Consider the following 26,944-nt stretch of genomic DNA (forward strand, 5'->3'; position numbering starts at 1 on the left):
TATCCCGCTACCCACTCGATACCTGCCCTGGCCCCCTCAACGCCGGGGAGGCTTGGATACAATCAAGATATTATATCTGATCGCCAAATCTCGCCCATGAAAGTTGGAATCGTGGTCTCCGACCGGGACGACTGGACGGCTCAGGCTTTAATGGCCTCATTTTCCCGGCGGCAGATGGATGCGACATTCCTTGATTTCTCAGAGCTTAAAAGCGGAATCGGTAAAAGGCTGGATTTTAGTTGCGGCGACGTTAACCTCCTGGACCTGGACGCCCTGGTGGTCCGCGACCTGGGGAGGCGGGGGGCGGTCGATGTCTCCTTTCGCTTCGAGGCCCTGACTGCCCTCGTGGAGTTGGGAATTTCAGTCATCAATCCCCCCGAAGCCATCTCCAGTGCGGCAAACAAGTATGCTACATCCAGGAGGCTGCATGGCGCTTCGGTGCCCACACCGAGGACTGTGGCCACCACCAGCCCAAAGATTGCCGAGGAGGCCCTTTATTCCTTTAAAACGGCGGTATCCAAGCCGCTTTTCGGCTATAAAGGAAAGGATATCATCCTCTTAAAGAGCAGCAAGCAGGCAGACATCGAGAGTCTGAGGGAGATAGTGGAGAGGAGGGGGATGGTCTACCTGCAGGAGTTTATCAATGTCACCTCCGGCTCAGCGCGCGATATCCGGGCTTTCGTGGTGGACGGCAGATTGCAGGGAGCCATCTATCGCAATGCTCCACCGGGAGAATGGATCAGCAATCTGGCGCGAGGTGGCCGGCCCACCCCCTGTCCGAAAACCCGTGAGCTGGAGGACCTGGCGGTGAGATCTGCCCGCGCCGTTGGTGCCATATATTGCGGCGTCGACCTCCTGGAGAGCAAGGATGGCCTGACGACAATAGAGGTGAACGGGACCCCCTCAGGCAAAGGGATCTATGATGCCCTGGGAATAGATGTCACAGAAGCGATAGCAGAGCATGTCTGCTCCAATCTGGATCACAGAAAGGGATGATTTCCATCAAAATAGTTATCTACGTGACCGGCCATCTCACGGAGTATGTTTACAATACTCACCGGTGCGCAGTTTGGTGATGAGGGAAAAGGCAAGGTTATAGATCTACTGGCAGAGAACTACGATGTCATTGTTCGTTTCCAGGGAGGCGACAATGCAGGTCATACGGTGGTTGTGGGAGGAAAGACATACAAGCTCCATCTGGTTCCCAGCGGCGCGATCTTCGGCCGCAGGCTTCTGATCGGGCCGGGTGTGGTGCTTAACCCCCGGGTTTTATGGAATGAAATTCAGTCCCTGGAGTCTGAAGGCATCAAGGTCGACTTGGGAATTGATCCCAAGACGACGATCATCATGCCCTATCACATCGAGCTGGACAGCCTGCGTGAGAAGGCGAGGACGGAAAAGATCGGGACCACAAACCGTGGCATTGGATTTGCCTATGTGGACAAGGTCGCTCGCGAGGAGGTCCAGATGGGTGACCTCACCGATCCTGCCTTACTGGAAGCCAAGCTGAAGGAGATCGCGCCTGGCAAGGAGAAAGCAATCCTTGATATGGGCGGCGACCCGACTGTAGTCAGATATGCGCCTTACATCGATGAGTATCTGGAGATCGGAAAGAAACTGAAGAGCAGGATCGCCGATGTCTCGCGAGAGATCAACATCGCTATCCTTGAGGAGAAGAGCGTCCTGGCTGAAGGGGCTCAAGGGGCATTTCTGGATGTCATTCACGGCACCCAGAAGTTTGTAACCTCCAGCTTCACCATCGCAGGAAGCGCCTGCGCAAATCTGGGCGTGGGCCCGGTGATGGTCGACAACGTGGTGGGAGTGATCAAGGCCTACATCACCCGGGTGGGCGAGGGGCCCATGCCCACGGAGCTAGTCGATTCCCTGGGCGAGCAGATGAGAGAGAAGGGTGGAGAATACGGCACCACCACGGGAAGGGCGCGCAGATGCGGCTGGTTTGATGCCGTCTTAGGCCTGAAGTCCGTATATCTCAACAGCTACACTGAGATGGCCCTCACCAAGCTTGATGTGCTCACGGGCATCAATCCCATAAAGATCTGCGTGGGCTACGATCTGGACGGCGATACCCTTGGCTATCCGCCGGAGAGCACCACAGACCTTGCCCGCTGCAAGCCCATCTATGAAGAAGTGCCCGGCTGGACGGAGGATATAACCGAGGTCAAAGACTATGACGATCTGCCCGAGAATGCCCGCGATTATGTAGAAAAGCTCGAGGACCTGCTGGGTGTGGAAATATCTGCGGTATCGGTTGGACCGGGAAGAGAGCAGACCATATTCCGGGATATGGAGGAAGAATGAAATCTGCATCTCTTCCTTTTATCTAGAGCTAAAAGACTCCTAATGCTTCTTTTTAAGAAACTGGATGAGATCCTTCAAATCCATGGCATTGATCAGGTCCTTTTTTTCCAGCCAAGCTCGCCTGGCGACGTTAATCCCGTATTTCATGTTTAGAAGTTGCCCGGCGTCATGGGCATCGGAGTTGATGCTCATCTGAACTCCCATCTCCTTTGCCGCCCGGGCATTGACATCATTCAGATCCAGGCGGCTGGGATGAGCATTGATCTCCAGAGCGGTACCGGTTTTTGCCGCTGCCTCTAAAACCGCATGAAAATCCATATCCGATGGCTCTCGCTGGTTGATGATCCTTCCCGTTGGGTGGCCAATGATATCTACGTTCTGGTTTTCTATGGCCGAGATCAGCCTTCCGGTTATCGTCCTCTCCTTCTGCTGCTGGGCCATATGGACCGAGGCAACAACGACATCCATCCTTTCCAGAAGATCATCGGGATAGTCCAGACTGCCGTCTGCCTTTATGTCCACCTCCGCGCCCATCAGGACGGTGATCCCTTCCAGGCTATCATTTGCCTCTGCCACCGCCTCGATCTTCTCCTCCATCTTCTCTCGTCCGATCCCTCCGGCGATGCCTACCGATGGGGAATGGTCGGATAATGCGATATACTCATAGCCCATAGATCGGGCGGCTTGGGCCAGCTCGATGATGGAGGCTCTGCCGTCCGACCAGATGCTATGGACATGCAGATCTCCCCGAATATCCTTCGCCTCGACGAGCCTGGGCAGCCTCCCTCCCAGCGCCGCCTCGATCTCTCCCCGGTCCTCTCGCAGCTCAGGCGGTATGTACTGCAGGCCCAGGGCCTGGTAAACCTCTTCCTCCTGATCGAAGAACAGATCCTGGCCATTGGCCAAGCGGGTGAGGGAGTACTCGCTCAATGAGTAGCCGCGATCGAGAGCAAGCTGGCGCATGCTGACATTATGCTCCTTGGAGCCGGTGAAGTACTGAAGCACGGTGCCATAGGACCGGTGCTCGACTATCCTCAGGTCCACCTGGATGGTATCATTCATAATGACGCTCGCTTTGGTGGGACCCTTGGCCAGGACCTCCTCTACTAAAGGCATCTTCACAAAAGCCGCCACGATCTCCTCCGGCCTTGCAGCAGTGGCCAGAATATCGATGTCTCCAACGGTTTCCTTTCGTCGGCGGTAGCTTCCTGCGGCAGTGGCATGCTCCAGGCCCTCTATGCCTCCCAGATATGTCAGGATCTCATCAACAATGCTCTCAGCAGTGCTGTAGAGAATGCGATTGCTGCGCTTCCTGTACCTTTCGATGGATTTCAGTATATTCTTCTCGCGCACCACGCCCATTCTGGGAAGCCGGCGAATACGGTGCTCCCTCGCAGCTTTCTCCAGCTCATCCAGGTTGGTTATATCCAGCTTCTCATGGAGCATAAAGACCGTCTTTGGGCCTAAACCTGAGATCTGGAGAAGCTCGGCCAGGCCCTGCGGTGTATCCGCCAGGAGGTCTTGATGAGACTGAATCCTGCCGGTGCGCAGGTACTCTTTGATCTTCTCAGCGATCGCTTTCCCAACGCCAGGAATGCCCTCCAGCCTTCCATCCCTGCAGACCTGCTCGATATCCTCTGTTAGGGATTCGATTGCCCTTGCAGCTCTGCTGTAGGCTATTATCTTGAAGCGATTCTCTGCATGCAGCTCCAGGAGCTCTGCCATTTGGTAGAGAATGCCAGCAATCTCGCGGTTCTTGACGGAATCGATCACAAAAACGGATTGATCACTTGTGGTATAAGAATAATGCTTTCTAAAGAAGCTCTTCTATATGCTTCAATTCAGAAATATCTGTCAGGTCGCTGATCGACTCATGCATCACATCTATCTGGCATTCCTTTGCTGCAGCCATAAGATTGGTCCCTCCGACCAGTGCCAATCCCACATGATCCCTCTCCACTGAGACCCCCAGGACATTCATATTCGGCTGGCCCAGCTCCAGCACCCCGGCGAATCCCGCCTGGGCCAGAGCTTCAAGCACATCCTCGATCTTGTCCCGGGCGAGCATAGGTGCCTCGTGAAGGTTACCTAAGATCCGGCCATTCCCGGTGCGCATCATCCCTGTGATATTCATCAGCCCTTGAGCGGTCAGGACATCAATGGGATCGACGGTCGTAGCCCAATACATGAGCATATCTGTGAACCTGGTCGGCTCTCTCTCAACCACCTCCACCAGACCTCCTCCTTTGGGATGAACCGGTATGCCATGCTTGAGCATTACGGCGCAAAGGGTCAGGCTGCAGGCGGTCTTGATTTTGATCCTCCCCTTTCCTTCTATGACCTTGATCATCGGCGACACCGCCAGGCCGCTGTTGATGGTATCATAAAAGACTGCCAGGGTCTCATCCAGAGCCTCCTTTCTTACCGTGGTGGTATTGGTAATGATCTTGCCCTTCATACCCGCCGGATCGAAGCTCACCTGATGCATCAGGTTCTCAATTCTGGCCAGGGTGAAGACCAGAGGTTGCACTGGGGTCACATCCTCCAATCAGCGATAGGGCTTTATTAGCTTTTTTGGGGGCACTTTCTTTTGGCCTTTCTGGAAGCTATCTTATATCACTTGATCCAATACATTCAGCAATGTTGCGCCAAAGATTTGTTCTGGATACAACTGCACTTACAGACTCCATGGCCTGGGAGAGCGAGGGCGCCACTGACATCTGCGAAGGAATGAACGCCATCCTGGATCGCATTTCAGAGGGCAGGCTTCACCTGGGAATCAGCTGCTATATACCATATCCCTCCGTCTACAATGAGATCAAGGATTTTGCCAGGCATAATAGCTGCGATTCTCGCATCCTGGGAAAGGTCGATACCTGGCTGGTCAAGAAGACTCCGGACAGATACAAGGTCAAGGTGCCTTCAAAGATCTTTTATGAATATGTGGATTACATGAGGAGCCGCATTAATAAGGGTATGAACATATCTGAGGAAGCTGTATGGGAGTCGGTCTCCAGATGCATCGCTTTGTCAGAAAGCAAGGGCGATCTGAGAGAGATGAGGGATGAGATAGAAAGGGAGGTCGTGGGGAGCATAATAAGGAAGTTTCGGGAGAAGTACAGAGCTGCCCTTCGCTATGGCATTCTGGATAGCGCTCCCGACATCGATGTTCTGCTGCTGGCCAAGGAGCTGGATGCTGCAGTCGTCTCCCAAGATTTGGGGATACAGCGCTGGGCAGAGCAGTTGGGTCTGCGCTTCATGGAATCCAGATCTTTTCCCATAATGATAAAAGAGTACATGAATGCATTGCCGGAGCTTTTTATAGAGGAGAGAGAAGAGGATAGAATGATCTGATCAGCATTGATCATCTTTTCCATAATTTCATCTAATCTATTGGCTTCACACTTTCCAAGGCTGATTTCAGCTCTCCTAACTGGATCGGTTTGCTCAGATAGCCATTCATGCCGGCTTTCAAGAACTCCTCTCGATCACCTTCCAGAGCGTAAGCAGTCATAGCTATGATATGGGGTTGCGAGACTGATCCATCCATCTCCCTAATATGCCGGGTGGCCTCAAGGCCATCCATATCCGGCATCTGTATATCCATGAGAATGACGTCGTAATGCTTTCTCTTCACACTGGTCAGGACCTCAGGACCGCTGCTGGCTACATCGGCCTTATAGCCGAGATGTCTCAGCATTATGAGCGCCACCTTCTGGTTTATGGGATTATCCTCCGCCAGAAGGATAGACAGATCGCGGGCTATATCTTTGGATGAAACGGACTGAGCTTCAAAATCTTGGATCTCTCTTTTAGGCGGAGATATTAGATCGATAAGAAGCCTCTTTAGCAGACGCGGTTTCACTGGCTTGGTCAGCCATCCGGAGAGCGAATCATCCTTCACTACCTCCTCTCCCATATGGCTTATCATCACCACAAAGGAGGCAACGCTCAAATCCTTGATCCTCCGGGCAAGAAGCAGGCCTTCCATGTCCGGCAGAACGGTGTCCAGAATTACACAATCAAATGAATTGCTCTTTAATTGCCCGGTCCCTGATATCGCTGTCCCTCTGGTCATGAGCTCTATGGCCTCTTCAGCTCTAGCTAGAGCTACAGCCTCCATTCCCCAGGAGCCGGCCATCCTGAAGAGCATATCTCTGACCGACCTATGGCCTTCCACTATCAGCACCCTCTTGCTGGAGAGGATCGAATCTCCAGGCTCTGAGCGGCTATTATCATGATGCAATTGGCAGCGAATGGTGAAATGGAAGGTGCTTCCCACTCCCTTTTCGCTCTCTACCCAGATCCTTCCCTCCATCATCTCCACCAGCCTGCGGCTTATGGCCAGGCCCAGACCTGTGCCGCCATAATGCCTTGTGGTTGAGGAATCAACCTGGGTGAAGAATTGAAAGAGACGGCTTAGATTCTCCTGAGAGATGCCGATTCCAGTATCCATAACTCTAAAATGCAGCTCGATTCTTCCATCATCCAGTGGGGTTGTGCTCAGGGATAAGACGATCTCTCCCTTCTCAGTGAACTTGGTGGCATTTCCCAGAAGATTGACCAGGATCTGACGCAGACGGATCTGGTCTCCCAATATAAACCTGGGCACATCATCGTCCTGGAAATACGCAATCTCAAGGCCTTTTTCCGCTGCATTCGCCGCCACCATATCCATCGACTCCTCTATGCAGCCCAGGAGATCAAATGGTAAGATCTCCAACTCCATCTTCTCTCCTTCGATCTTGGAGTAATCCAGGATATTGTTGATAATGGCGAGAAGGGTGTTTCCGCCGGTTCGAATGGTCTCCAAGTATTCGCGCTGTTCAGGCTTCAAATCGGTCTCCAGGAGCAGGCCGGTCATGCCAACGACGGCATTCATTGGCGTTCTGATCTCATGGCTCATATTGGCCAGGAAATTGGATTTCGACCTTGTGGCTAATTCGGCTCTCTCTTTGGAGTTCTTGAGGTCCTCCTCCACCATCTTCTGGTCAGTGATATCGCGAATGGACTCGATTGCTCCATAGATATTACCCTCTGAATCGTACAGAACCGCTGCACTACCCTGCAGATAGGTCAACTTTCCATTGAGGTTTGAGATGAAGCTAACGCCAGCCAGGCTGCCATCCTCATGCCACTTGAGCTCTTCATAGCAGCCCTTTACATCAAGATCCTGATTTGTGACCAGGTCAATCAGAATTGGCCTTCGCTTTTTATAAAAGGGCAGAGAGTACTCATATTCGCCCTTTCCCAAAATATCCTCTGCCTTGACTTGGGTCATCATTTCTATGGCCCGGTTCCAGGCAATTACCACTCCTTCTTTATTGATGACGAAGGTAGCATCCGGGAGGAAGTTTATGATATCCGCCATCCTGCGCTCCGAGTCCCTCATGGCTGCTTCCGCTTGTATTCTCTCTTGCACTTCACAATTCAGATCTCTATTGGTATCCTCCAGCTGCTTGGTTCGCCGGGCCACCCTTTCTTCAAGCTCTTCGTTGAGGCGGATGACCTCGGCCCTGGCCAGCTCTTTCTCCTGAATATCCTTCTGAGCTTTTTTATAAAGGCTGACATTTTCGTTCAGAACAAGTATCTGTCGCAGTATGACCAGGCCGATTATCATCCCCACTGCCCAGGATAAGCTGGCGAAGGAAAGGCCAATCGGATTTTCATAGCTCCAGACCAGCAGAGCAAATGCTCCCGCTGCGAATAAATATGGAAGGTAGAGTGGCCAGGTCAGCCCTCCTGAGCGGAATTCCCCGAATTCAGGTATCTTGAAGGAATTCTTCTTTGATACAACATCCGCCTGAGACATGCCCGCAAGACCTACCAGTGCATAGGATAATGGCCAGCCCAGATCGAGAAGACCTCCTGCTGCATAGGAATCAGACCATGACAAATGTAGAAATATGGAATCGGTTATAATCAGACCGATCATTCCGGCAGCAAGAAGGAGCAATGAGGTCTGTTCATTGCCCCGAATCTTCCTGAAGAGAAGCTCCAGGACAGAGAAGAGCAAGATCAGATCCCCTAGAGGATAAATGATATAGATTAGCAATGTGAAAAGGTCGTAGTTTGCTGATTCCTGAACAACTGGACTGATTATGTAGTTCCAGAATATGATTATCCCGGCAAACATTACTATTCCGAAATCCAGGGCCATCTTGAATCTCTCTTTTAAGGATAATTCCAAAGAGGGGAGGACGAAGATCCCCCATAGAAATAGAGGATAGTATGCCAGAAAGAAGACGTTTGAGATGGAAAAAAATGGGTCGACCTTGAGAATGGTCTCTTCATAAGCCCAAATAACATCCCCCATGGTGAAGCTAAATGTCGCTAAAGAGAGGATCAGCCAGGTCAGATATACTTTTTTTCTCTGCTGATAAGAAGAAGCAGCCGCATAAAGCAGGGCTAATGCAGCCATGCCGTTTATTGGGATGAGCGCCAGGTCTGTGAAAGCAACTGTCGCCTCTGGATCATCCCTCAAGATGAACATCACCAGGGCATAACAAATGACAATTGTGCTTGCGATGGCCAATGAATAGCGAAATGGAAAGACCCGCCTGGATGCGCGCCGCTCGGATGAATCTGGCGGCTCGCCCGCATGGCTCTCCGAATTGTCAGTAGCGACAATTACCGTCTCGGCTGCGTTATTCATCTTCGTCTTCCATTGAATGATGGCATCATCAATGTGGAGCAATCAATATCATCATCATCCAGAGTGCAATTCGCCCGTCTGTATAGCTGAACGGGGGATGGCAAGGAATCCGGCTTGGATCAGATTTAAGATGATATATCAGGCTCCTCGTTATTTTGTATGGGTGAACTTGAATCGCTGGTTCTCTGTGTCTCGGTGCCTCTGTGGTGAATCGCGATGCTCTGACCCAACCACAGAGACACAGAGGAACAGAGGCCATATTCTCTGCCTGAACTCACCCAAATAATTCAGCGAAGAGCCATTTATCAGATATCAACCTCTATAATGAACAAGACCTTGACCAACCATCCCAACTCCACTCAGGTTCTATATTTCAGCTTTCTAATATAACAACATATCCGTCCGTAATGATAATGTATTCGCAAAATATATAGCATTACGATTTTTTATAAGCGGTATATTATTGAGAATGGTAACATGATTTTATAAGTAGTATAGAAAGAAAATTTCTGGCGGAAAAAGTAGATATCATACATCCTCCTAGCATTTGAGCAATGCCGAATTTCAATGTCTTGCTGGAGGGTGCCTGGCTGGTCAGAGATGTCAAGACCGAGGATGATGCTATCGGTGTGGCCATCTCTGAAGCGGGAAAGAGATTGAACCAGAGAAAGATGGACTTTGTTGAGGTAGAGGTGGGCCAATGGGATTGCCCGGAATGCAATGAGCCCTTAGACGGCGTCTTCCTCGTCGCCAGCATGGCACTGGTGGCGCTATTATTTGAGATCAAGATCTTCAATGCAGAGAGCGAGGAGCATGCAGGAAGGATCGCAAAATCAACGGTTGGAAAGGCCCTGGGCACCATTCCCCTGCGGGTGCTGGAGACAGAAAAGATCGGCTAGATTCTCCGATTCATCCCTCCACATGGGCTGGGTCTCTTGGTATCAGCTTCTCTTGGAACCGGGATCCCCCAGGCCTAGAGATCTTGCCAGCTCCCTCAGATCCCTCTTGCCTCCCCTTCGCGGCCTTGCCCTCTTGGCCGAAGAGGATTCATCCCCCTTCCTGCCGCTCTCCTGAGCTCTTCTCTTCTGGGCAGCGCCCTTCAAATCGCCTGCAGGGAGGATTTCAGAGTCTCTTTCTGGATTGCCTCCGGAATAATTATCCATCTGCCATTTCGCGATCTTCTCTTGGATCAATTCCCCTCCTTCTCTGGCATCCACCAAAATCAACTCCTCCCTCACCCAGCCTGGAAGGAACTGATTAACTCCCCCGAGATCGTCATATCCAAACCGGCGGTCGCAGAACAGCAGGACGCCCCTTTCGGATTCCGCCCGGATAACCCTTCCTGCAGCTTGCAGCCCCCGGTTTATCGCAGGCAAAGTGTAGGCGATGAGCATACCTTTGATCTTGCCATATTTCATGGTATAGTAGCTGTTGATCTCCTTTTGGATCTCGTCGTATGCCGACAAAGGCAGCCCTACCACTGCCACTCCTTTCAGGGCCTCGCCTTTATAGTCGATCCCCTCTGCCAGCTTTCCACCGCACACCCCGGTCAGAACCCCCCCGCCCCTGGCCCCTAAAGAGAAGAACAGATCCAGAAGCTCAGGGACCTGGTCTGCGCTGCGGGGCTCAACACAGAGCTTCTTTCCAACCTTCCTTGAGGATGAGAGACAGACGTCCCGGTAATTGTTCATCATGGGATAAGAGGTGAAAAACACCGCCACATTTCCCGGGACGCACTCGATCAGTGATCTTATGTGCCCCGATATCTCCTCCCTATTGTCCATATCCTCCCTCTGCTCCAGCTGGGTCGTGGCCTTTTTAGCCACCAGGAGGAGGCGGTTTTCCTTGGGGAAGGGGTTGGGCAGGCTGAGCTTCTCTGCTCTGCCCTCCTCTCCCAGACAGTAGAGCTCATAAGCCTCCAGGGGGGAGAAGGTGCCGGAGAGCATGATAGTGGCATTGACGTTGTCTGTAATCCGCCGGATGTTGGCCGCCGGATCGATGTTATTGACCTCCAGCCGGACGAGCTTCCTTTTTCCCACACCGGTGACCACGATCTTCCTCTGAAGAGCGATATCGGTCTCCGCCGTCTCCATGTCTCTGAGAAAGAGCAGCACCAGGGCGAGGCTGGGCTGAATATCCCCCTGCAGGTTCTCCCTATCTCCTTCCGCCAGGTTCAGATCGGCGACTGCCACTGCAACATCTGAGAAATATGATAACGCGTCTTCGATGTCATCGATCCCATCGTAGAGGAAGGCGCGAAACAGATCGGCATCCATCAGGGCCTCGCCCTCAGGCATTCTATCCAGCCGGCTCTGAAGGAACCTCCGGAGCCTGGGAAGGAGCTGTCGTATGATCCTGATTCCCTCTCTCCTCCAGGAGGCTTCCTCCCTCGTCTCCTCCAGCCTGGCCTGCCCCAAGGTGCCCTCGAACTTCTCCACCTCGGTCTCGGCAAGATCTATCATCCTTTGGGTGAGGTGGCGTGAGTTCATCGCTCTTACCGCATCTCCCAGGTTATGGGCCTCATCTATGATCAGGGTGACCTTCTCCGAGTCCATCTCCAGCCACTGGAAGATGATGTCCTGGAATTCAGGACTGAAGAGGTGAGAGTAGTTCATGATCACTATATCGCTGTTCTTGGCGTAAAGGCTCATGATCTCATAGGGGCAGATGCCCTGGCAGGAGTCCATAAGCCCCGAGGGTGCCGTGACCCTCTTTTTCAGGCCCTCTACCACATCCAGGGCCCTGGCGGATCGGCGGAAATGGACAGTACCATTGATCTCAAAGCCCTCTCTGCTTCGCAGGTAGTACGGGCAGAACGTCCTGTAACCCGGCTCCTCCTCGGGAATGCTATCTGCATAAGGATCGTAGATGGCTGCATTGCCCTTGCCGATCTTCGAGGAGACATAGTTTTTCGTCCACTCTCTAAGCCTCAAGCAGCCGGCATAGACGCTCTCTGCTCGGAACTCGCCCTCCAGAGGGCAGATCCTCTGCTTTCCCACCATATAGGCGATCTCCGGCTTGTGGCGGGTCTTGGACCAAATTCGATTGATCTCATCGATGTAGATATCGATCTGAGAGACGGTTCTCACCGCTACCACGATCTTTCCCGGAGCGGCGGCCAGAGCAGCGCTGATGCAGCTCGTCTTTCCAGTGCCGGTGGGAGCATCTATCATCAGAATGCCCTGATTTCCTCTGCTCACCACATCATAGACTGCGTCCAGCATCCTGTCCTGGTGAGGCCGGAGAGACTCATAGGGCAAATAATCCAGGTACACAGAGGCATGATTCCACTGGGAACAGATAAATGCTATCCATAGCACGGAAGAAATAGGGGAGAAACCATTGCAAAAGACTCTCTTGTATAGAAAAGTTGAAATTGTATTGATGACATCCTTATTCTGTAGCATTGATGGTGAGGGTAATGAAAGCGGAAATTGCAGTCTTGATCATGATAATATTGACAATTGTCTTTCCTGTATTGTCTTCTCCTTCCCAGAACGAAGATGGCCAAGACGGCCTTGCTGGATATGAGAGCTCCAGATTGTCGATCATGAGTTTAGACACGAAGAGGCTGGAGGAGAGGATGGCCGGAGCCCTAGTTGATATGATGTCCAAGAGCCAATGGGCCGCAGAGGGAGAGGGTGGCAATGGCGATTCTATCAGCTCTGGTTTGAAGGGATCAAATCCACTCAATCCGGAATTGCCTGGCACGAATCATTCTGTAGCTGGCACATCGGTCCTCAACTCTTCAATTGCTAACATATCAGCACTAAACTTCACAGCCACTAATGCATCAATCAGCTCATCAGCTACCAATGGATCTGCCACTGAAGCATTCGCTGGCAATCAATCTAGGCTGAACTCATCGATCCCGGTCCCGGGTGGTTCAACTGGAAATCAAGGCATAGGTTCCAGCAGCAATGCTAAGTTCGATGGCTACTATGGAATCAAGTCCTCCCAGCACCAGATGGGCAAGAACAACATCGACTCCAGCACCTTCCTTAGCGGGAGCTTCTCTATGGAAAAGGCAGTAAAATTCCAGGATATAGGAATCTAGAGGCGGCCAAGACACCATGAAAAAGACCAATATCCGCCTGGGGACTGCATCTCGACGCTTTCGGTCAATTCTACTGGTGTTGCCACTCCTGGCATCGCTTCTCTTCGTCTTCCTCATCTCTTTTTATCATATCTCTCCCGCCGCAGCCTCTCTTTATGGTGAGGGACTGACAGAGGAATGGAACAGGACCTACGGAGGAAGGTATGGCGATGGTGCCTGGTCAGTCCAGGAGACCAATGACGGCGGTTACATCCTCGTGGGCCATACGGCAACCAGGGGAGAGGGAAGCGACCTATGGCTGGTAAGAGTCGATCCAGATGGAAACCCCCTTTGGAGCAGGATTATGGGTGGATCGGGCGAGGACGTAGGCTATTTTGTCCGGGAGACCGCAGATAGCGGCTACATCATCGCCGGAAGCACCAACTCCTTTGGCTTGGGCGAGGAGCGGCTGTGGCTCATCAGGATGGACGGGAATGGAAGCCTGCTCTGGGATAAGACCTTTGGCGGTTTTGTGCACTCTTCAGGCGATGGTGGCTGGTCAGTGGATGAAACCGATGATGGGGGATATATCGCAACCGGCTATACCCAATCAAAGAGCATTGGTAGAAAGGACCTCTGGCTCATCCGTACCGACAGCAACGGGAATCTGCTATGGGATAGATGCTATGGAGGGGCAGATGAGGATGTGGGATTGTCTGTACTGCAAAGCCAGGATGGCGGCTTCATTGTGGCCGGCAGGACGGCATCCCTGGGGAAAAGGGGGGACGATATCTGGCTTTTGAAGACCGATGACCAGGGCGTCATGAGCTGGAATGTAAGCTATGGCGGAGATAAGGATGATGTCGCCTTCCAGGTGGCGGAGCTGGCCAATGGTTACGCCCTGGTGGGCAGGTCGGAGTCAGGCCTGGAGGAGGAGAAGATCATTCTTATCCGGCTGGATCAGCTAGGCCGGAAGATCTGGGAGAGATCGTACCTGGGAAGCTCAGGCACCTCTTTGCAGCAGACAATCGATGGCGGATTTGTCATCGGCGGGAGGATCGATAATGCTGATTCGGGAAGAGATGCTCTGATCATAAAGACCAACTCTGCCGGACTGGAGGAATGGAGAAGGGTTCTCGGTGGTAAAGGGGATGATCTCGGAAGCTATGCTATTCAGAATCGGCAGGGAGACTACATCCTGGCGGGAATAACCTCATCCTTTGGATCGGGATCTGAAGATGTCTGGCTTGTCAAGATGGTCTTAGAGGATCAGGCAGAGATCAACTCCTCCAGGATGGAGAACCTGACCCAATACCTTCAATCCAGAGTTAAGCCGTCAAGAAATCAATAGCAACTTTTGGTTATGAAATGGGAAGCCCTATCCCTCAGGTGGGGCAGTTTGCCAGCGTCTAAAACGAAAAATCGCTATAAATCCGCTGCGTAAAGCGCATCATCAAAAGATCAATCGAAAAAGCTATTCGAATTAAAGCCTAAACCCATTAAACCGTAAACCGCACAAATTGCACTACTGGAGGAAGAGCAGATGACAGAAGAGAAGCAGGCCCATAATCGGGATAAAAAGGACGCAGTGAGGAAGTTACTCATAGAATATGCAAGGGCTCTCGCCCCATCGCTTAATATTTATCAGTGGCCAGTTGAGACCGCACGCTGGCACGAGTTGGTCTTCTGCCTGCTATTCCGAATAGGCCAGCCTCAGATCCAGGCGGATAGAGCAAGGGCCATGACGCAGATGCTGGCCGACCTCAACCTGCTGGAGATAAGCTCTCTGGCCGGGGCAATGGCAGAGAAAGGGAATAACCTGGAGCATCCCGATATGATCCTGATGCATACCCTGTTGGAAAGGATGGGCATGACTCCGGATCAGTCTCAGGATGCAACTCTGACCATAGCTCAGGCCGCCCGGGTCCTGGCTGAGAGGCACAATGGAAAGGTCCAGCGCTGCCTGCGCCAATACGGTCAGCAGATTCTGAACCATCTCAGCGAGCAGTTCTCTTTTGACCGAATCCCATCCGACCAGGCCAGGCTGGCTCTGGCCCATTGGCTGCAGAATACCACCAACATGCCCATAGAGCTTGCTGAGCCCGATGTTATTGAATTCTGCCAGAGGGCGGGAATCACTCTGGAGGAGATGACGGAGGTGGCCGACGAGATCGACCTTAACCTGGCTCTGCTAGACGATATTATTGTCAACTCGCTTGTCAGCTTTGGATTTGAAGAGCCAAAGGATGAATGGAGGAGGAAGGGGATGTGAGCGAAAAAGCAATCCCCAAGTACATCTACTTCGTAAGCGGCTACCTCACCAGCCCGGAGCAGGATATATCCCGAATCTATTTCGAGAAGCTGAAGAGCATCTTCAAAGCCGAGGCTCCTGGATATATATTAGGATTTAGAAATCCGCTTTCGGATAGGCCTTTTGAGCTAATTGAGAAGAAGAAATGCTCCAAAGAAGAATTCCTCAAGATATGGAAGGATGAACGAACTGCAGGAATCATTTGGTCCTCACATGGAGATCCCAACACAGGGTACCCATGGGCGGCACCTGCCGAGCCGTGGCAGAAACCCACTATCATGAATATCTTTACACTCCCCAAGTCTGGCAGGAATCTCCGTTCCCTGGCAGTGCTATCCTGTGGAAGCCATACAGCAGAGAGTCTCTGGCGAGAAAAGATGAGCTACAAGGATCCTGTTATTTACAGCATTAGCGGCCTGCTGCGAGACGGCACGCTCGATTTAAGCGACCAAACCTATTCCTGGATAAAAGAGAGCAGACTGGAATCTCCGGATAAACCTTTAGCTGGTGCTCGTTATATGATGCAATATGCCATGGGCACGTTCAATCCCGGCAGTCTCGCAGGATGCAGCGGATGCGACTGCAATATATCCGGTCGTAACCAGGCCCAGTACCGCCGCAAACAAGATTTAGTCGAGCAAATGATTTGGAGGGACTTCTCCGAGCCTGAGCACGTATTCGTGCCTTACCAGCGCATACCCAATGTAGAGACTGATGCCTCTCATTACACCGCTCATAAAATCAGGCCCGGAGATAGAGTTTGGTATTTAGCGGAGGATTACGGTTACAGCGATAGAAAGCGATTCACGGAAGATGTAAAGAAGCTCAACCCCGCCATCAACTTCAAGACTCTGCGACCTGGACAGACCATCAACGTGCCTACCAAAATTGGGGTTCCAGAGAGTCTCCGTCCTCCCTATGCCTTCGATATCAACCAGCCGAAAAGGGGAGATACCTTTTCCCAGCCCTCGCAGCTTCGTATCTTGGACCAGCACCTAACCAAGATTTTCTCACCACCTCCGGCAGCGCATCTCTCTCAGCTCCACCTCCTGAATCAGCAGCTTATGAGGACACCCAATCCACCCACCAGGATGCCAACATTTGACGCCATAGACGCTCTAAAGAAGTTGGAGCAAGAGGCTCAAGAAAGGCAGGATACCAGGAGATGGCTGCAGCGCACTTCTGATCAATTGAACAGGCGCCCCCTGGCAGTCGCTGCTGCAACTCCACCTTCCACGCTCCGCATTCTGGACGATCATCTGAGGCAGACCTATACCCCTGATATCAGGACGCAGGCGTTCGATGCCATGGATGCATTGAGATGGCTGGAGAGAGATGCTCAACAGAGAAGGGACACTCATAGATGGCTATCCGGCATCGAGCAGAATCTGGACAGAAGACCGGCTGCATTCTACCAATTAGAGACGACGAGACCTTCTACTTTGAGCCTCCTGGGACGCCATCTGAGAAAATTTTAAGAGCAGAGGGCTCCTGAAACCATGCAAGTACAAATACAAAATTTTTTAAAGACTGAGAACAGATGCTAGATTGATGCACCAGACCGTACGGATCTCAGACATCAGCCTTTACCTGCGTTGCCCCAGGCTCGTCTACTTCGATTCCCTGGGCAAGCTGCCGAGATTCAGCAGTGCGAAGCAAATCCTGATGCGCAGCCTCGCTCTCTCATTGCTGCAGAAGGACGATCTGGAAGGCCAGCTAAGAGAGGCTCTCGGAAGGCTGGAGGTGGAACTGCCCCTGATCTACGATCTGGAGCCAGGCGAGCTTCAGGCCGCCTTGAATGAGGCGGATGAGGAGATTGGATCGATGGTCAACGGTCTTAAAGGCTGGATGGACCAGCTCATCCCCTTTGAGGCAGAGGTAGAGCTCTATTCGGAGAAGCTGGGTCTCTCCGGCAGGCTGGACAGGCTGGCCCAAGGAGATACTCCCTCGATCATCCGCACCGGCCGGCCGCCAGAGAACGGAATCTGGAAGAGAGATCGTCTCATGCTGGCCGGCTATTCCCTCCTTTTAGGAGAGAAGGAGAATATAAAGGTGGATTGGGGACAGGTGGAGTATCCAAGCCTGGGCATGGTGCGAAGGGTGCCCGTCCGCAGCACAGACAAAGCCCGGGTGCTGCGCATTCGTGATCGAGTTCGCCTTATCAAAAACGGCCAGCTTCCCGACAGGCCGGAAGGCTCCCCCTGCCAGTCATGCCATGCACAGACGATGTGCGAGATGAGGCACTCTTTGGCCTCAAAGTTCTTCTAATTGCCACCCATCCCATAGCTTTTAAAGGAGGAGCCCTATTGCTCTTGGGAAAGTGGCGCATCACACTTCTATTTGATGGCTGGAAGGCTCATTTGGCTGTCCTGCCCACCAAGAGGAAATACAAAATGGCAACCATCGAGGAGCAGATCAAGGCGCTGGAAGAGGAGATCTTCAACACTCAGAAGAACAAGGCCACCGAGCATCATCTGGGCAAGATTAAGGCCAAAATAGCGAAGCTGAGGGCCCAGCAGGAGCTTCAGAAGATCAAGGGCGGCGGAGGGGGCAGAAGATACTATATCAAAAAATCAGGCGATGCCACGGTGGCCCTGGTGGGGTTCCCGTCCGTAGGCAAATCCAGCCTGCTCAATTATCTGACCGGATCCAAGTCCGAGGTGGCAGCCTATCAGTTCACCACCCTCGAGGTCATTCCTGGGGTGATGAAGCACAAAGGCGCCGAGATCCAGATCCTGGATATGCCAGGGATCATCAAGGGAGCGGCGCGGGGAAAGGGCAGGGGCAGAGAGGTGATCACTGCCGCCCGGGCCGCGGATATGATCCTCTTATTGGGGGACGTATTCAATTACAATCTGAAGGTCCTGGAGCGGGAGCTCTATGAGGCCGGCATAAGGCTGGACAAGCAGCCGCCAAACATCCACATCACCCAGGAAAGGAAGGGGGGCATCATAGTGCGCAGCACTGTTCCCCTGACTCGGATGACGGAGTTCGAGATCGCAGAGATCATCCGCGCCTACGGCATTGTGAACGCCAATGTAACCGTTCGAGAGGATATAGACACTGACACCCTGGTCGACTTCCTGGCTGGGAACAGGGTCTATATTCCCTCTCTGGTGGCTATAAACAAGTTCGACCTGCGCTACGGTGGGATCGAGGACAAGATCGAGGAAGACCTGGGCAGGGACTATCTGCCCATATCCTGCGCCACCACTGAAGGCCTCGAGGAGCTAAAAGACCATATATATGAGACGCTGGGATTCATTCGCATCTATCTCAAGCCCAAGGGAGGCAAAGCAGATCTTGAGGAGCCTCTGGTGCTCCTGGATGGAAGCACAGTGAAATCGGTATGCGAGCATCTTCATAGGGACTTCGTAAACCTATTTCGATATGCACTGGTCTGGGGAAAGAGCGCCAAGTTCCCTGGCCAGTCCATAGGGCTGGATCATGAGCTCCAGGATTGCGATGTGCTCTCGATAATCACCAAGAGGAGATGATCGGCCGGAGATGGCCGGGCATTTTGGCAGCGAAAAGGCGCCTGCTATCATAATTTTTTACCAACAAGTATATATGCTCAGCCATCCTCCTTATACTGCTGCATTTCGTCTATCAAAGTAATTTGTTGAGATGTTTTCTGTAGCAGTCTCGATTCTTTTGAGTCGATTCAAAAGGTAAGTGAATTAAATGTTTGAGAGAAAATATGAAAACAGAGGTAGCTCCGGCGGCAGCAGAGGCAGCTACAATAGTGGTCCGAGAGAAATGACTGACGTAACCTGCTCAGAATGCGGCAAGCAGACCCAGGTTCCATTTAAGCCGGATGGGTCCAGACCGGTTTACTGCAGCGAGTGCTATCAGAAGCACAGACCTGCCAAAACATCCAGAAGATATTAAGCTGATTTAGCATCACATAATAGTCGATCCGTTTTGATTTGAAGGCAGGTGCTTTCGGGCAAATAGACGAGCGGCAAAAGGATACTCATGCCGCTCAATAGCCTTCAGTCGACAGGTTCGGCTCTTTCGATGCGGAATTGTAAGAAATGGGGTGCGTTTAAAATGAAACCATCTGAATCAGCGGATTTGGTTAAATTTGAGGGCATAATCTCAGAGCTCAAGAGAAGAGGAGTAGTAGTACTGACGCACCGCCCGACTCGATGGGGCTATGTGGTGGATGCAGTCATACCTTCAGCAAAGATCGTCATCCTTAAGGTGCCAGATATCACAAAACAGATTAAAGTGGCCATGAGCCAGTTCAGGGATCTGATTAACCGTCTGGAAGACGATGGATATCAGGTCGAAGTGATTCCAAGAAATAGAATGAGCCCAGAAGAGATCAGAGCCTTCTGTGACCGGATCGCGACTGAGCCGTCACTTGCTTCTGCTTGAAAGTCCAATTGATAACCATGCTAGCCAAAAAAATGGCACCGTATATCCATAAGTCCCATCTCAGGCCGGTATGAATCCGTTCTCAATCGCAATCTCCTGGCCTTCTGGACTCAAGACATAATCGGTAAATGCCTTTGCCCCAGGACTTGGTCTGCCCAGGGTGATGAAGTAAAGCTCTCGGGCAAGGGGATATGTTCCATTTTTTATGTTTTCTATCGTCGGCGGGATACCATCAAGGGATATCACTTTGCTGTCTCCTCTCATTATATAGCTATATCCGACATAGCCTATGGCATTGTCGCTTCCCCGGATAGCCGTCTTGACCTCGGAGCTTTCAGCCGCCTCATAGCTGACTCCGGGAGTCTCATACTCTCGACTTCCCATTATGATCTCATCGAAGGAGTCCCTAGTTCCAGAGCCTGGCCTCCTTCCTATGGCGAAGATCTCCTCGTCTGGCCCCCCGAGCTCTTTCCAGTTGCTAATGCTGCCAGAATAGATCCTCCTCACCTCCTCAGCGGACAGGTCGGTGACACCAAAATCGTAAACCTCTGGGCTGACCATCAGGCATATGGCATCGTATCCCACGGTGATCACATTAAACTTCTCTGTTGGCGTCTCGTATCTCTGTCGCTCCACCAGGTGAAGCTCCCGAGAGGTCATGGCGATCGCCGATCTGCCCTCGACCACGTTCACAATCCCCACCCCCGAGCCTCCTGCGGTCACAGTCACATGGTAGTTATCCTGGAGCATATTGAACTCCTCCGCCGAAATCTCTGCCAGGGGCATTACGGTGCTGGACCCAGATATTGCCACCTTCTGCTCTCGTGCTTCGACCGATACATAAACGAAGAAAGATACCAGCAACAAGACCAGTAGTATGCTCTTGACCTTCATCACTATCAAAGAAAGGGCCTGATATTATGTAAGGTTAATGTTCAGCTGAGTGTAAGCTACCCCTCCCCTGAAGGAGAGGGGCTTTCAGCAGCCCTGAGCAGATCTGTTTCAGAATCAGAGATCTGCCCGGACCTCCAGGCCAGCCTACATGCATCGACGATCTGCAGAGGTCCCAGTCTTGCTGGAACGTTGGCCTCAGATCTGCCAAAGACGGCTTCAAATCGTGTTTCGACCGCACCCTTTCGGGCAGGAGTCTGGCAGAGCCGTACAGGATCAGCATCGAACGGTTTACCGCTAGGGTGCCTATGATGCCCAAGTACATGCAGGAGATTGATTTGACATGTTAAATATGTATGCAGAGCACCGCGAAAGTAAACTGGGAAGTGTACCCAATTCCTCCCACCCCCTAAAGGAGGTGGGCCTCCTTGGTGCTTTACTGTGATGTCAACCCATCGTGACCACTCCCGCCCCTTTACTATAGTCAGGAACCTGATTGTTGGATAAATATAATTATTCGAGGCCCAGAGATCCGGAGCGTTGAGGCATTGGTGATCTGGTTTTCTCTCAGGGAAAGATTTTCTAGATTGCTGCAGCGCTCAATCCGTAGATGGTGGTGGCCTTGGGAAAGCAGGCCGGCGAGTCACTGGGAGAGCTAGCCGACCATGCTCCATCCTCATGCCGTCTTGAAGCACGGAGACAAGGGCGAGGTCATCCGCAAAGCCTCGATGCTCAGAGAGGCCCTGTTCGCCCAGGGATTAAATTGCGGATGCGATAAGGGATTGCTCGGAGAGGAGATACGCTGCCTTATTCTCAAGGCTGATGTAGAGAGGCGATTGGTTTACAGCGTGATAACTGAGCCAGACACCGTAGATGTTCAGGGCGATGTGATGAGAGCCGAGACCATCGAAGAGATGGCCCACAATTTCCAGCACCGCTCCCGCAAGTTCGACAACAGACACGACTGGAAGGCGGTAGATGCCGCGCCGGTGGAGTCATGGATCCAGAGAGAGGCTACGGTGCTCGTGGGGGAGAGGATCAGGGCCAGATCATGGGTTGTCGGGGTAAAGGTCTTGCTGACCATATCTGGCAGAAGGCTCTGGCCGGGGATTATCAGTCCTTCAGCATTGGCGGGAGGGGGGTGAGGGTGTCGAGGGTGAGATTTGGGTGAGATGAAGAGTGATTCTGGAGACCTACAGGATCTTATCTTTAACTATTGCCGTAAGAGATCCCATTAAGACTCTGCAGTTAGGATACTTGCGAATATTTAAGCATAAAATGTTTGTCATAGTAATAATAGGTTGTTGCTTTCCGGCAATAACATTAGCTTTTTTTTGCCAATTTCGGTTAAAGACCTACACGGTTCCATTAAAATACCGTTAACCATTTCGGGATTGTGCTTGTCCTTTGTTGGTTGATAATATATATGACCAGATTGATATTTATAGTACTCTATGTCTTTTGATATAATATTGTTCTTTCCTGTAACAAACATAATTGGGGTAGATCCTTTATTCCATATACCGGCTATGAACTTAGGAGTTAATTTTAATTTTTTTAAATTAATTATTTCTATCTGATGGGGATTTAGTATTAATTCGTAACAATGAGCTAAACTTTCCCCCTTAAATAGCCCATTCATAGTGCCAGCAAATTCAGGTTGATAAAGAAAAATCCCTGAAACCTTTGAATCTACTTTTTCCTTAAAATAATCGATACTTGCTCTTTTGCACGATCCAAGATCTATCTCTCTTGGAACCCTTAAGAAAACTATATTTATCGATTTCTGATCGTCCTTTCCATGATTCTCAAAATCTTCGCATGCCTTATCAAAAATTTTTTCTAATAAGGTTTTCAAATCATTTTGGTGAAGTTTTGTGAATAAGAATAGAATATATGACATTTCGTCAGAGCATATAGGGCCTGGAATGGCATCATTCTTTATAGAATCAGGCTCATTTCCAGTAGAATATTTTACAAAAACTGACCATCCACCTTTTAGCTGTTTCGACCAATCATCATCAACTGTTATCTTAGAATCCAAATTTAATAACGTGGGCAAATTTTTTTGAAGTGACCGCCAATCCAAAAGGCTAGGAAAAGATTTTTCATTAATTATAAATATTGTATTGCATCCATTCTGGATATTTTGCTTGATTATTTCTTTAATTATTTCGGATTTCTCGAAAAATTCCTCAACACGACTAAATAGGCCATAATTTTTTATGGATATATATATATTAAATTCGTTTTGTATTAGTTTCAGGTCATATACAGGATTATTAGGATTTGTCGGAAATTCTAATACGGAATGCCCTTCATTATAATATCCACCCGCAACAATTATCTCAAATATAGCCCCTTTTAGCTCATTGCGATCTTTGCTGCTCTTGATCTTTTCCACAAAATATTTAGTGCGATCTTCATTAATTTGTTTGCATTTTTCTAGGCAATCACCAAATATGAGTAGTTCCGTACAGGCGATCCAATCTGCCTCAGAATTGACCCAATCCGTCCTTTTCCATATTTTTTGAAGCTGATTTTCTGTGCCGGATTCGAGCCAAGATACATCAAATAAATCCGAAATGATTTTGCGGGCCTTTATAAAGTTAGCTGCTAATTCCTTGGGATCCATAATAAATACAACGTGATCGATCACATATTAATAAGCACTAGCCAGCTTAGAGCTGTGATGTGGAAAAAATGCCTAATGCTCTCTCTTTTCAGGCCACAAATCCCGACGGCTCGACAATAAACCTCAAGCCCATCGAGTACCGGGCCGACTGGCCCCACATGGGCCACCAGAGGCTCTTCTTCTGGTAGCTATGTGGCCAGGGGATCGATGAGCTGGCCACGATCAAGGTTACGGGTTCCAATCCGGATAAGCCCGTCTTTTGCGGCTGGTTTAAGGGGATCAAGAGGCCCTCCAACCGATCCCTCTGGCTCCAGGAACTGGCTGGAGGATAAACCTCACTCTTCTATCATCCAGCTCCGCCACCAGGCCCTATGAGGCTACATCCACTCATAATGCCTCAAAACCTCGGGGACGAACTCGAAGAGGAGGCTGTTTTCCGCATATCCGAAAAACAGGCAGCCAGGGCAGGACTGGACTGCTTCCTGCCGGCCAATCCTTGAGGCCTGCCAGGCCTCCGCCAGCCCATCCTTCACATTGGCCAGGGATTGAGTATGGACCCGGCAATTCTCGATGCTTCCATCCGCTGCTACATGGAGGATGATGTCGCTGGCATGGCATTTGAATCCGGGCTTAAGTGATGATATCATCTTCAGATAGGTCAGGGAGTTGATGATCGGCGCACCAGATCTTTTCAGCTCTATCAACCTATGCACCGCCTTCTCATATTCAGATCGATCCCGGATTCCCAGGTCCTTCCAGACCGAGTCCGAAATTCCTCGGGACTCATGCAGGGGCTCAAATGAGATCCAGGTGCCCAGCTCTTCGGCCAGATGGACCAGATCCTCCAGCTCGCCCGTGTTTTTGCTGCTTATCACGCAGTTGATCAGAATCTCATGGCCAGCCTTCTTTGCCGCCCTGATCCCGGCCAGGGCATTTTCCAGGTCTACTCCCCGCAGCTCCCGATAGCTCTTGATCCCGTCCACGGAGACGGAGAGATAATCAAGGTCGCCAAGCTCATCCGCCCTCTTGGCGAGCAGAAGGCCGTTGGTGACCAGACTGGTGATGAGGCCCTGGGATTTAGCATGCCTCAGAATCTGGGGCAGATCCTCCCTGAGCAGGGGCTCGACGGTCCAGGCATTATAGACCCCGATGCCAAAGGAGCTTGCCTCATCCAGCATCCTGAAGATCTCCTTCTGAGTCATCTCTCCTCCGGGCTCTCTCCAGTACTGGCAGAAGGAGCATCTGAGGTTGCAGCGGGCGTTAACCCCATGGGAGAGGACATAAGGCCTCTTTCGAATCCGCATCTGCCAGAGGGCTCTGGCCGCCAGCCGGGGGGAGAAGGATCTCATTTGGGCTGCTCCCGGTTTCTAGAGCGCTCGATCCCGGAGAATGCCCTCCCCAGCACCTCATTGATGGTAGGATGGATGACCTGAGACCTCATCACAGTGGAAAGGTCCTGGCGGTCGGTGTTCATCAGGTAAACAACCTGCTGAATGAGCTCTGGCGCCTCTGGGCCGATTATGCTCGCCCCCAGGATTCGGCCAGTCTCCTCCTCCAAAACTACCTTCGCCAGGCCGTACTCCTCAGCCATAGCCACCCCCTTGGCCGAATCTGTGTATCTCGCCCTTCCCACCAGCACCTTCAAGCCTCGGGCCTTTGCCTCGCTCTCTTTCCTGCCCACTCCCGCCACCGTCGGATGAGAGAATACGGCATAGGGAACGGCATGATAGTCAGCCGCTTTCCGCTCTGCTTCTTTTTCAGCCAGAAGAATATTGTGGGCTACGATGCGGGCTTCATAGTTGGCAGTATGGCGGAACATGTGCTTTCCGATAGCATCTCCCAAAGCCCAGATGCCCTTTTTGCTGGTCTGGAGATATTCGTCCACCCTGATCCAGCCTTGCCTATCGATTTCCACTCCTGTCCTCTCCGGGCGGAGAAGGTCGGAGTTAGAGCGCCGGCCCGCGGCAAGGAGGACCTCCTCTCCCTCGAACTGCTGGATCTGGCCGCCTTTTGTCTCTCTGGCAGAGACGACCTTCTTTTCGCCATTCCTTTCCACCGATAAGACCTCGTAGCCCGTGACCACCCGGCAGTAGCGGGAGAGGCTCTCATGCAGTCGCTGTGAGATCTCAGGATCCTCGCCGCTCAGAAGTCGGGGGCTGCGTCCCAGGATGGTGACCTCCGTTCCCACAGCGGAGAAGAAGTGACCGTACTCGCAGCCGATATAGCCTCCGCCGATTATGATCAGGCTTTGGGGAGGCTCTCTCAGATTAAGAAGCGATACGTTATCGATATATCCCGATTCTTCCAGGCCTGGGATGGGAGGAACACGAGACCGAGAGCCGCTGGCGATGACGAATTGGGGGGCAGTGAGGGTTCTTGATCCCACCTTTAAGACATACTCGTCGATGAACTCCGCCCTTTCTGGATAGTGGGTCAGATTCTCCCTCGATCTGATGGTCGCTTCCATTTGGGCGCGCCCCTCATCCACCACCTTATGCATGCGGTTCATGATCAGAGGAAAATCGATCTTCTCGATTCGGGCATGGACGCCCACCGCCCCGGCCTCCTGGATGCTCCGGATAATGTCTGCTGGATGGATGAGCATCTTCGAGGGGATGCAGCCGTTGTTAAGGCAGGTTCCGCCCATGGGGCCCTGGTCCACCAATGCGGTATTTCTTCCCGATCGAGCGGCTTGAGCAGCCACCAGTGCCCCTGCGCCCGAGCCGATGACGATGAGATCGAATCTGTTCATGCTGTTCATGATATCGGATATCAGAAGGTCCTGATAGCTTAAATATATGCGGGAATATGGGAGCCGTCGGGCAATGGGATGGAATAGGGACTCAGGACGATCTTCAAGCGATATAAGAGACGCTGGACCGGTCGAATCCCTCTACCAGCTCGATTCCCTCATCATCCGCCTTCCATGATACATGGGGATAGGCGAGATGTTTGATGAATCCGGATGCTCTGGCGGCGAATTGCGTTGCCAGGTGCTCCTCGCCCAGGGCTTCTCTGGTGATCTGGTGGACCTTTTCTTGCACCTCTGTCTCATCCAGGTAGCCCAGGGAGTGTATGTACTCATGCAGAAGAACATGGAATGCGTATGGCTTGTATAGCTCAGGGCGGGTCTCCATGATCCTATTCAATGGTATCTTATTCAGGACAATGACATTGGAGCCTGTGGTGAAAAAGCCTCCCATGAAGCCATGGGGATCGTTTCCCAGGTTCGCCATGCCCAGCATCAGGCCGCCCCTTCGTTTGTTCATGCTCTCTTCAACCAAGGTCTTTACCACCTCAAATATGTCCGCCAGGGAAACTGCCTCATCCAGGCGGGTCCTGTAATCAATCCTCATTTCAAGCCCATGTAGCTACGTCTAAGTATATAATAGTAACCTGAAGTTAGTTTAAGCTCGAACTGGCGTATTCCATGAGAGGTCCTTCTATTTGCCTATCAGAGGATCTTGATCAGAGATCTCTTCCCCTGGGCCCCTGTGCAGGAGACTCTTTTCCAGGCCGATCTCCATCCAGGCCCAGGCCCAGATGACCGCCTCAAAGGCTCTGATCAGATCATTCTGTTTTAGAAAATGGTGAGAGTCGGATAGATAAGAGGAAATGTTCTCCAGCATTCTCTCATCCCCGGATAGCTGGCCGAAGAGCGATTCTGCCTTCTCCTGCCACTTCACAGTCTCATTTGAGAGATCCTCTTTCAGG

At 51.5% G+C, this 26,944-nt stretch carries 24 protein-coding genes; 14 read left to right on the forward strand and 10 right to left on the reverse strand.

The features are described 5' to 3' along the window. Positions 1–96 precede the first annotated feature (96 nt). Together mptN and BP822_RS07205 are read left to right on the forward strand one after the other, a co-directional pair. Positions 97–996 (forward strand): tetrahydromethanopterin:alpha-L-glutamate ligase, encoded by a 900-nt coding sequence (gene mptN, locus BP822_RS07200; protein ID WP_013718456.1) that lies wholly within the window; start codon positions 97–99, stop codon positions 994–996. A gap of 45 nt (positions 997–1,041) precedes the next feature. After that, entirely contained in the window at positions 1,042–2,319 is a 1,278-nt protein-coding gene (locus BP822_RS07205; RefSeq protein ID WP_013718455.1) for an adenylosuccinate synthase, read from the forward strand. Between the two features lie 39 nt (positions 2,320–2,358). Here BP822_RS07205 and polX read toward each other — a convergent pair whose 3' ends face one another. Next, positions 2,359–4,092, reverse strand: coding sequence for a DNA polymerase/3'-5' exonuclease PolX (polX, locus tag BP822_RS07210; protein WP_276620378.1), 1,734 nt, complete (start codon positions 4,090–4,092; stop codon positions 2,359–2,361). A gap of 40 nt (positions 4,093–4,132) precedes the next feature. After that, positions 4,133–4,858, reverse strand: a complete 726-nt coding sequence (locus BP822_RS07215; protein ID WP_157863636.1) for a DUF128 domain-containing protein — start codon at positions 4,856–4,858, stop codon at positions 4,133–4,135. 101 nt (positions 4,859–4,959) lie between these two features. Between BP822_RS07215 and BP822_RS07220 the strand changes: the two genes are divergently transcribed. Then, a complete protein-coding gene (locus BP822_RS07220) occupies positions 4,960–5,673 on the forward strand; it encodes an RNA ligase partner protein (RefSeq protein ID WP_013718452.1) in 714 nt (237 codons plus the stop codon). Positions 5,674–5,704: 31 nt separating this feature from the next. On the opposite strand, the gene BP822_RS07225 is transcribed toward BP822_RS07220, so the two are convergent. Next, on the reverse strand, positions 5,705–9,016 hold the full coding sequence (locus tag BP822_RS07225) for a hybrid sensor histidine kinase/response regulator (protein WP_286878060.1): 3,312 nt from the start codon (positions 9,014–9,016) through the stop codon (positions 5,705–5,707). A gap of 512 nt (positions 9,017–9,528) precedes the next feature. On the opposite strand from BP822_RS07225, the gene BP822_RS07230 reads away from it, so the two are divergent. Continuing rightward, positions 9,529–9,873, forward strand: a complete 345-nt coding sequence (locus tag BP822_RS07230) for a DUF555 domain-containing protein (protein ID WP_013718450.1) — start codon at positions 9,529–9,531, stop codon at positions 9,871–9,873. A gap of 42 nt (positions 9,874–9,915) precedes the next feature. On the opposite strand, the gene BP822_RS07235 is transcribed toward BP822_RS07230, so the two are convergent. Continuing rightward, a complete protein-coding gene (locus tag BP822_RS07235; RefSeq protein ID WP_286878061.1) occupies positions 9,916–12,249 on the reverse strand; it encodes an ATP-dependent DNA helicase in 2,334 nt (777 codons plus the stop codon). Positions 12,250–12,395: 146 nt separating this feature from the next. Here BP822_RS07235 and BP822_RS07240 point away from each other — a divergent pair, with 146 nt between their 5' ends. From BP822_RS07240 to BP822_RS07275, 8 genes are all read left to right on the forward strand, one after another. Next, positions 12,396–13,031, forward strand: coding sequence for a hypothetical protein (locus BP822_RS07240; protein ID WP_273272227.1), 636 nt, complete (start codon positions 12,396–12,398; stop codon positions 13,029–13,031). A gap of 16 nt (positions 13,032–13,047) precedes the next feature. Next, a complete protein-coding gene (locus BP822_RS07245) occupies positions 13,048–14,361 on the forward strand; it encodes a hypothetical protein (RefSeq protein ID WP_286878062.1) in 1,314 nt (437 codons plus the stop codon). 192 nt (positions 14,362–14,553) lie between these two features. Beyond that, on the forward strand, positions 14,554–15,282 hold the full coding sequence (locus BP822_RS07250) for a hypothetical protein (RefSeq protein ID WP_013718446.1): 729 nt from the start codon (positions 14,554–14,556) through the stop codon (positions 15,280–15,282). Then, complete coding sequence (locus tag BP822_RS07255) at positions 15,279–16,799, forward strand: LysM peptidoglycan-binding domain-containing protein (protein ID WP_273272223.1); 1,521 nt, start codon at positions 15,279–15,281, stop codon at positions 16,797–16,799. Before BP822_RS07250 ends, BP822_RS07255 begins: the two co-directional genes overlap by 4 nt. 73 nt (positions 16,800–16,872) lie before the next feature. Then, complete coding sequence (locus tag BP822_RS07260) at positions 16,873–17,589, forward strand: CRISPR-associated protein Cas4 (protein WP_273272222.1); 717 nt, start codon at positions 16,873–16,875, stop codon at positions 17,587–17,589. A gap of 125 nt (positions 17,590–17,714) precedes the next feature. Further along, on the forward strand, positions 17,715–18,818 hold the full coding sequence (locus BP822_RS07265; RefSeq protein WP_048132806.1) for an OBG GTPase family GTP-binding protein: 1,104 nt from the start codon (positions 17,715–17,717) through the stop codon (positions 18,816–18,818). 187 nt (positions 18,819–19,005) lie between these two features. After that, positions 19,006–19,212, forward strand: coding sequence for a CxxC-x17-CxxC domain-containing protein (locus BP822_RS12890; RefSeq protein WP_013718442.1), 207 nt, complete (start codon positions 19,006–19,008; stop codon positions 19,210–19,212). Between the two features lie 186 nt (positions 19,213–19,398). Continuing rightward, entirely contained in the window at positions 19,399–19,704 is a 306-nt protein-coding gene (locus tag BP822_RS07275) for a hypothetical protein (protein WP_273272219.1), read from the forward strand. A gap of 60 nt (positions 19,705–19,764) precedes the next feature. Here the strand turns inward: BP822_RS07275 and BP822_RS07280 are convergent, their stop codons facing one another. After that, entirely contained in the window at positions 19,765–20,598 is an 834-nt protein-coding gene (locus BP822_RS07280) for a phosphate ABC transporter substrate-binding protein (protein ID WP_273272218.1), read from the reverse strand. Positions 20,599–21,260: 662 nt separating this feature from the next. On the opposite strand from BP822_RS07280, the gene BP822_RS07285 reads away from it, so the two are divergent. Next, positions 21,261–21,740, forward strand: coding sequence for an XkdF-like putative serine protease domain-containing protein (locus tag BP822_RS07285; protein ID WP_273272216.1), 480 nt, complete (start codon positions 21,261–21,263; stop codon positions 21,738–21,740). A 140-nt stretch (positions 21,741–21,880) separates the two neighbouring features. On the opposite strand, the gene BP822_RS07290 is transcribed toward BP822_RS07285, so the two are convergent. After that, the gene (locus tag BP822_RS07290; protein ID WP_286878063.1) at positions 21,881–23,230 is read right to left on the reverse strand and encodes a hypothetical protein; all 1,350 of its coding nucleotides are present in this window, start codon (positions 23,228–23,230) and stop codon (positions 21,881–21,883) included. 59 nt (positions 23,231–23,289) lie between these two features. On the opposite strand from BP822_RS07290, the gene BP822_RS07295 reads away from it, so the two are divergent. Next, positions 23,290–23,418 carry a hypothetical protein gene (locus tag BP822_RS07295; RefSeq protein WP_273272211.1) on the forward strand — a complete coding sequence of 43 codons (129 nt, stop codon included), beginning with the start codon at positions 23,290–23,292 and terminating at the stop codon, positions 23,416–23,418. A 189-nt stretch (positions 23,419–23,607) separates the two neighbouring features. Here the strand turns inward: BP822_RS07295 and BP822_RS07300 are convergent, their stop codons facing one another. From BP822_RS07300 to BP822_RS07315, 4 genes are all read right to left on the reverse strand, one after another. Then, positions 23,608–24,579, reverse strand: a complete 972-nt coding sequence (locus BP822_RS07300) for a radical SAM protein (protein WP_286857254.1) — start codon at positions 24,577–24,579, stop codon at positions 23,608–23,610. Next, positions 24,576–25,991 carry a dihydrolipoyl dehydrogenase gene (locus BP822_RS07305; protein ID WP_273272207.1) on the reverse strand — a complete coding sequence of 472 codons (1,416 nt, stop codon included), beginning with the start codon at positions 25,989–25,991 and terminating at the stop codon, positions 24,576–24,578. Before BP822_RS07305 ends, BP822_RS07300 begins: the two co-directional genes overlap by 4 nt. Positions 25,992–26,085: 94 nt before the next feature. Then, positions 26,086–26,586: a hypothetical protein gene (locus BP822_RS07310; protein ID WP_286878065.1), complete on the reverse strand. Its 501-nt coding sequence runs from the start codon at positions 26,584–26,586 to the stop codon at positions 26,086–26,088. An 87-nt stretch (positions 26,587–26,673) separates the two neighbouring features. Beyond that, the coding region (locus tag BP822_RS07315; protein ID WP_324296685.1) for a DUF357 domain-containing protein at positions 26,674–26,944 on the reverse strand (271 nt) is incomplete at its 5' end.

Source organism: Methanosaeta sp. UBA458 (genome assembly GCF_002496085.1).
Taxonomy (GTDB): Archaea; Halobacteriota; Methanosarcinia; order Methanotrichales; family Methanotrichaceae; genus Methanothrix; species Methanothrix soehngenii.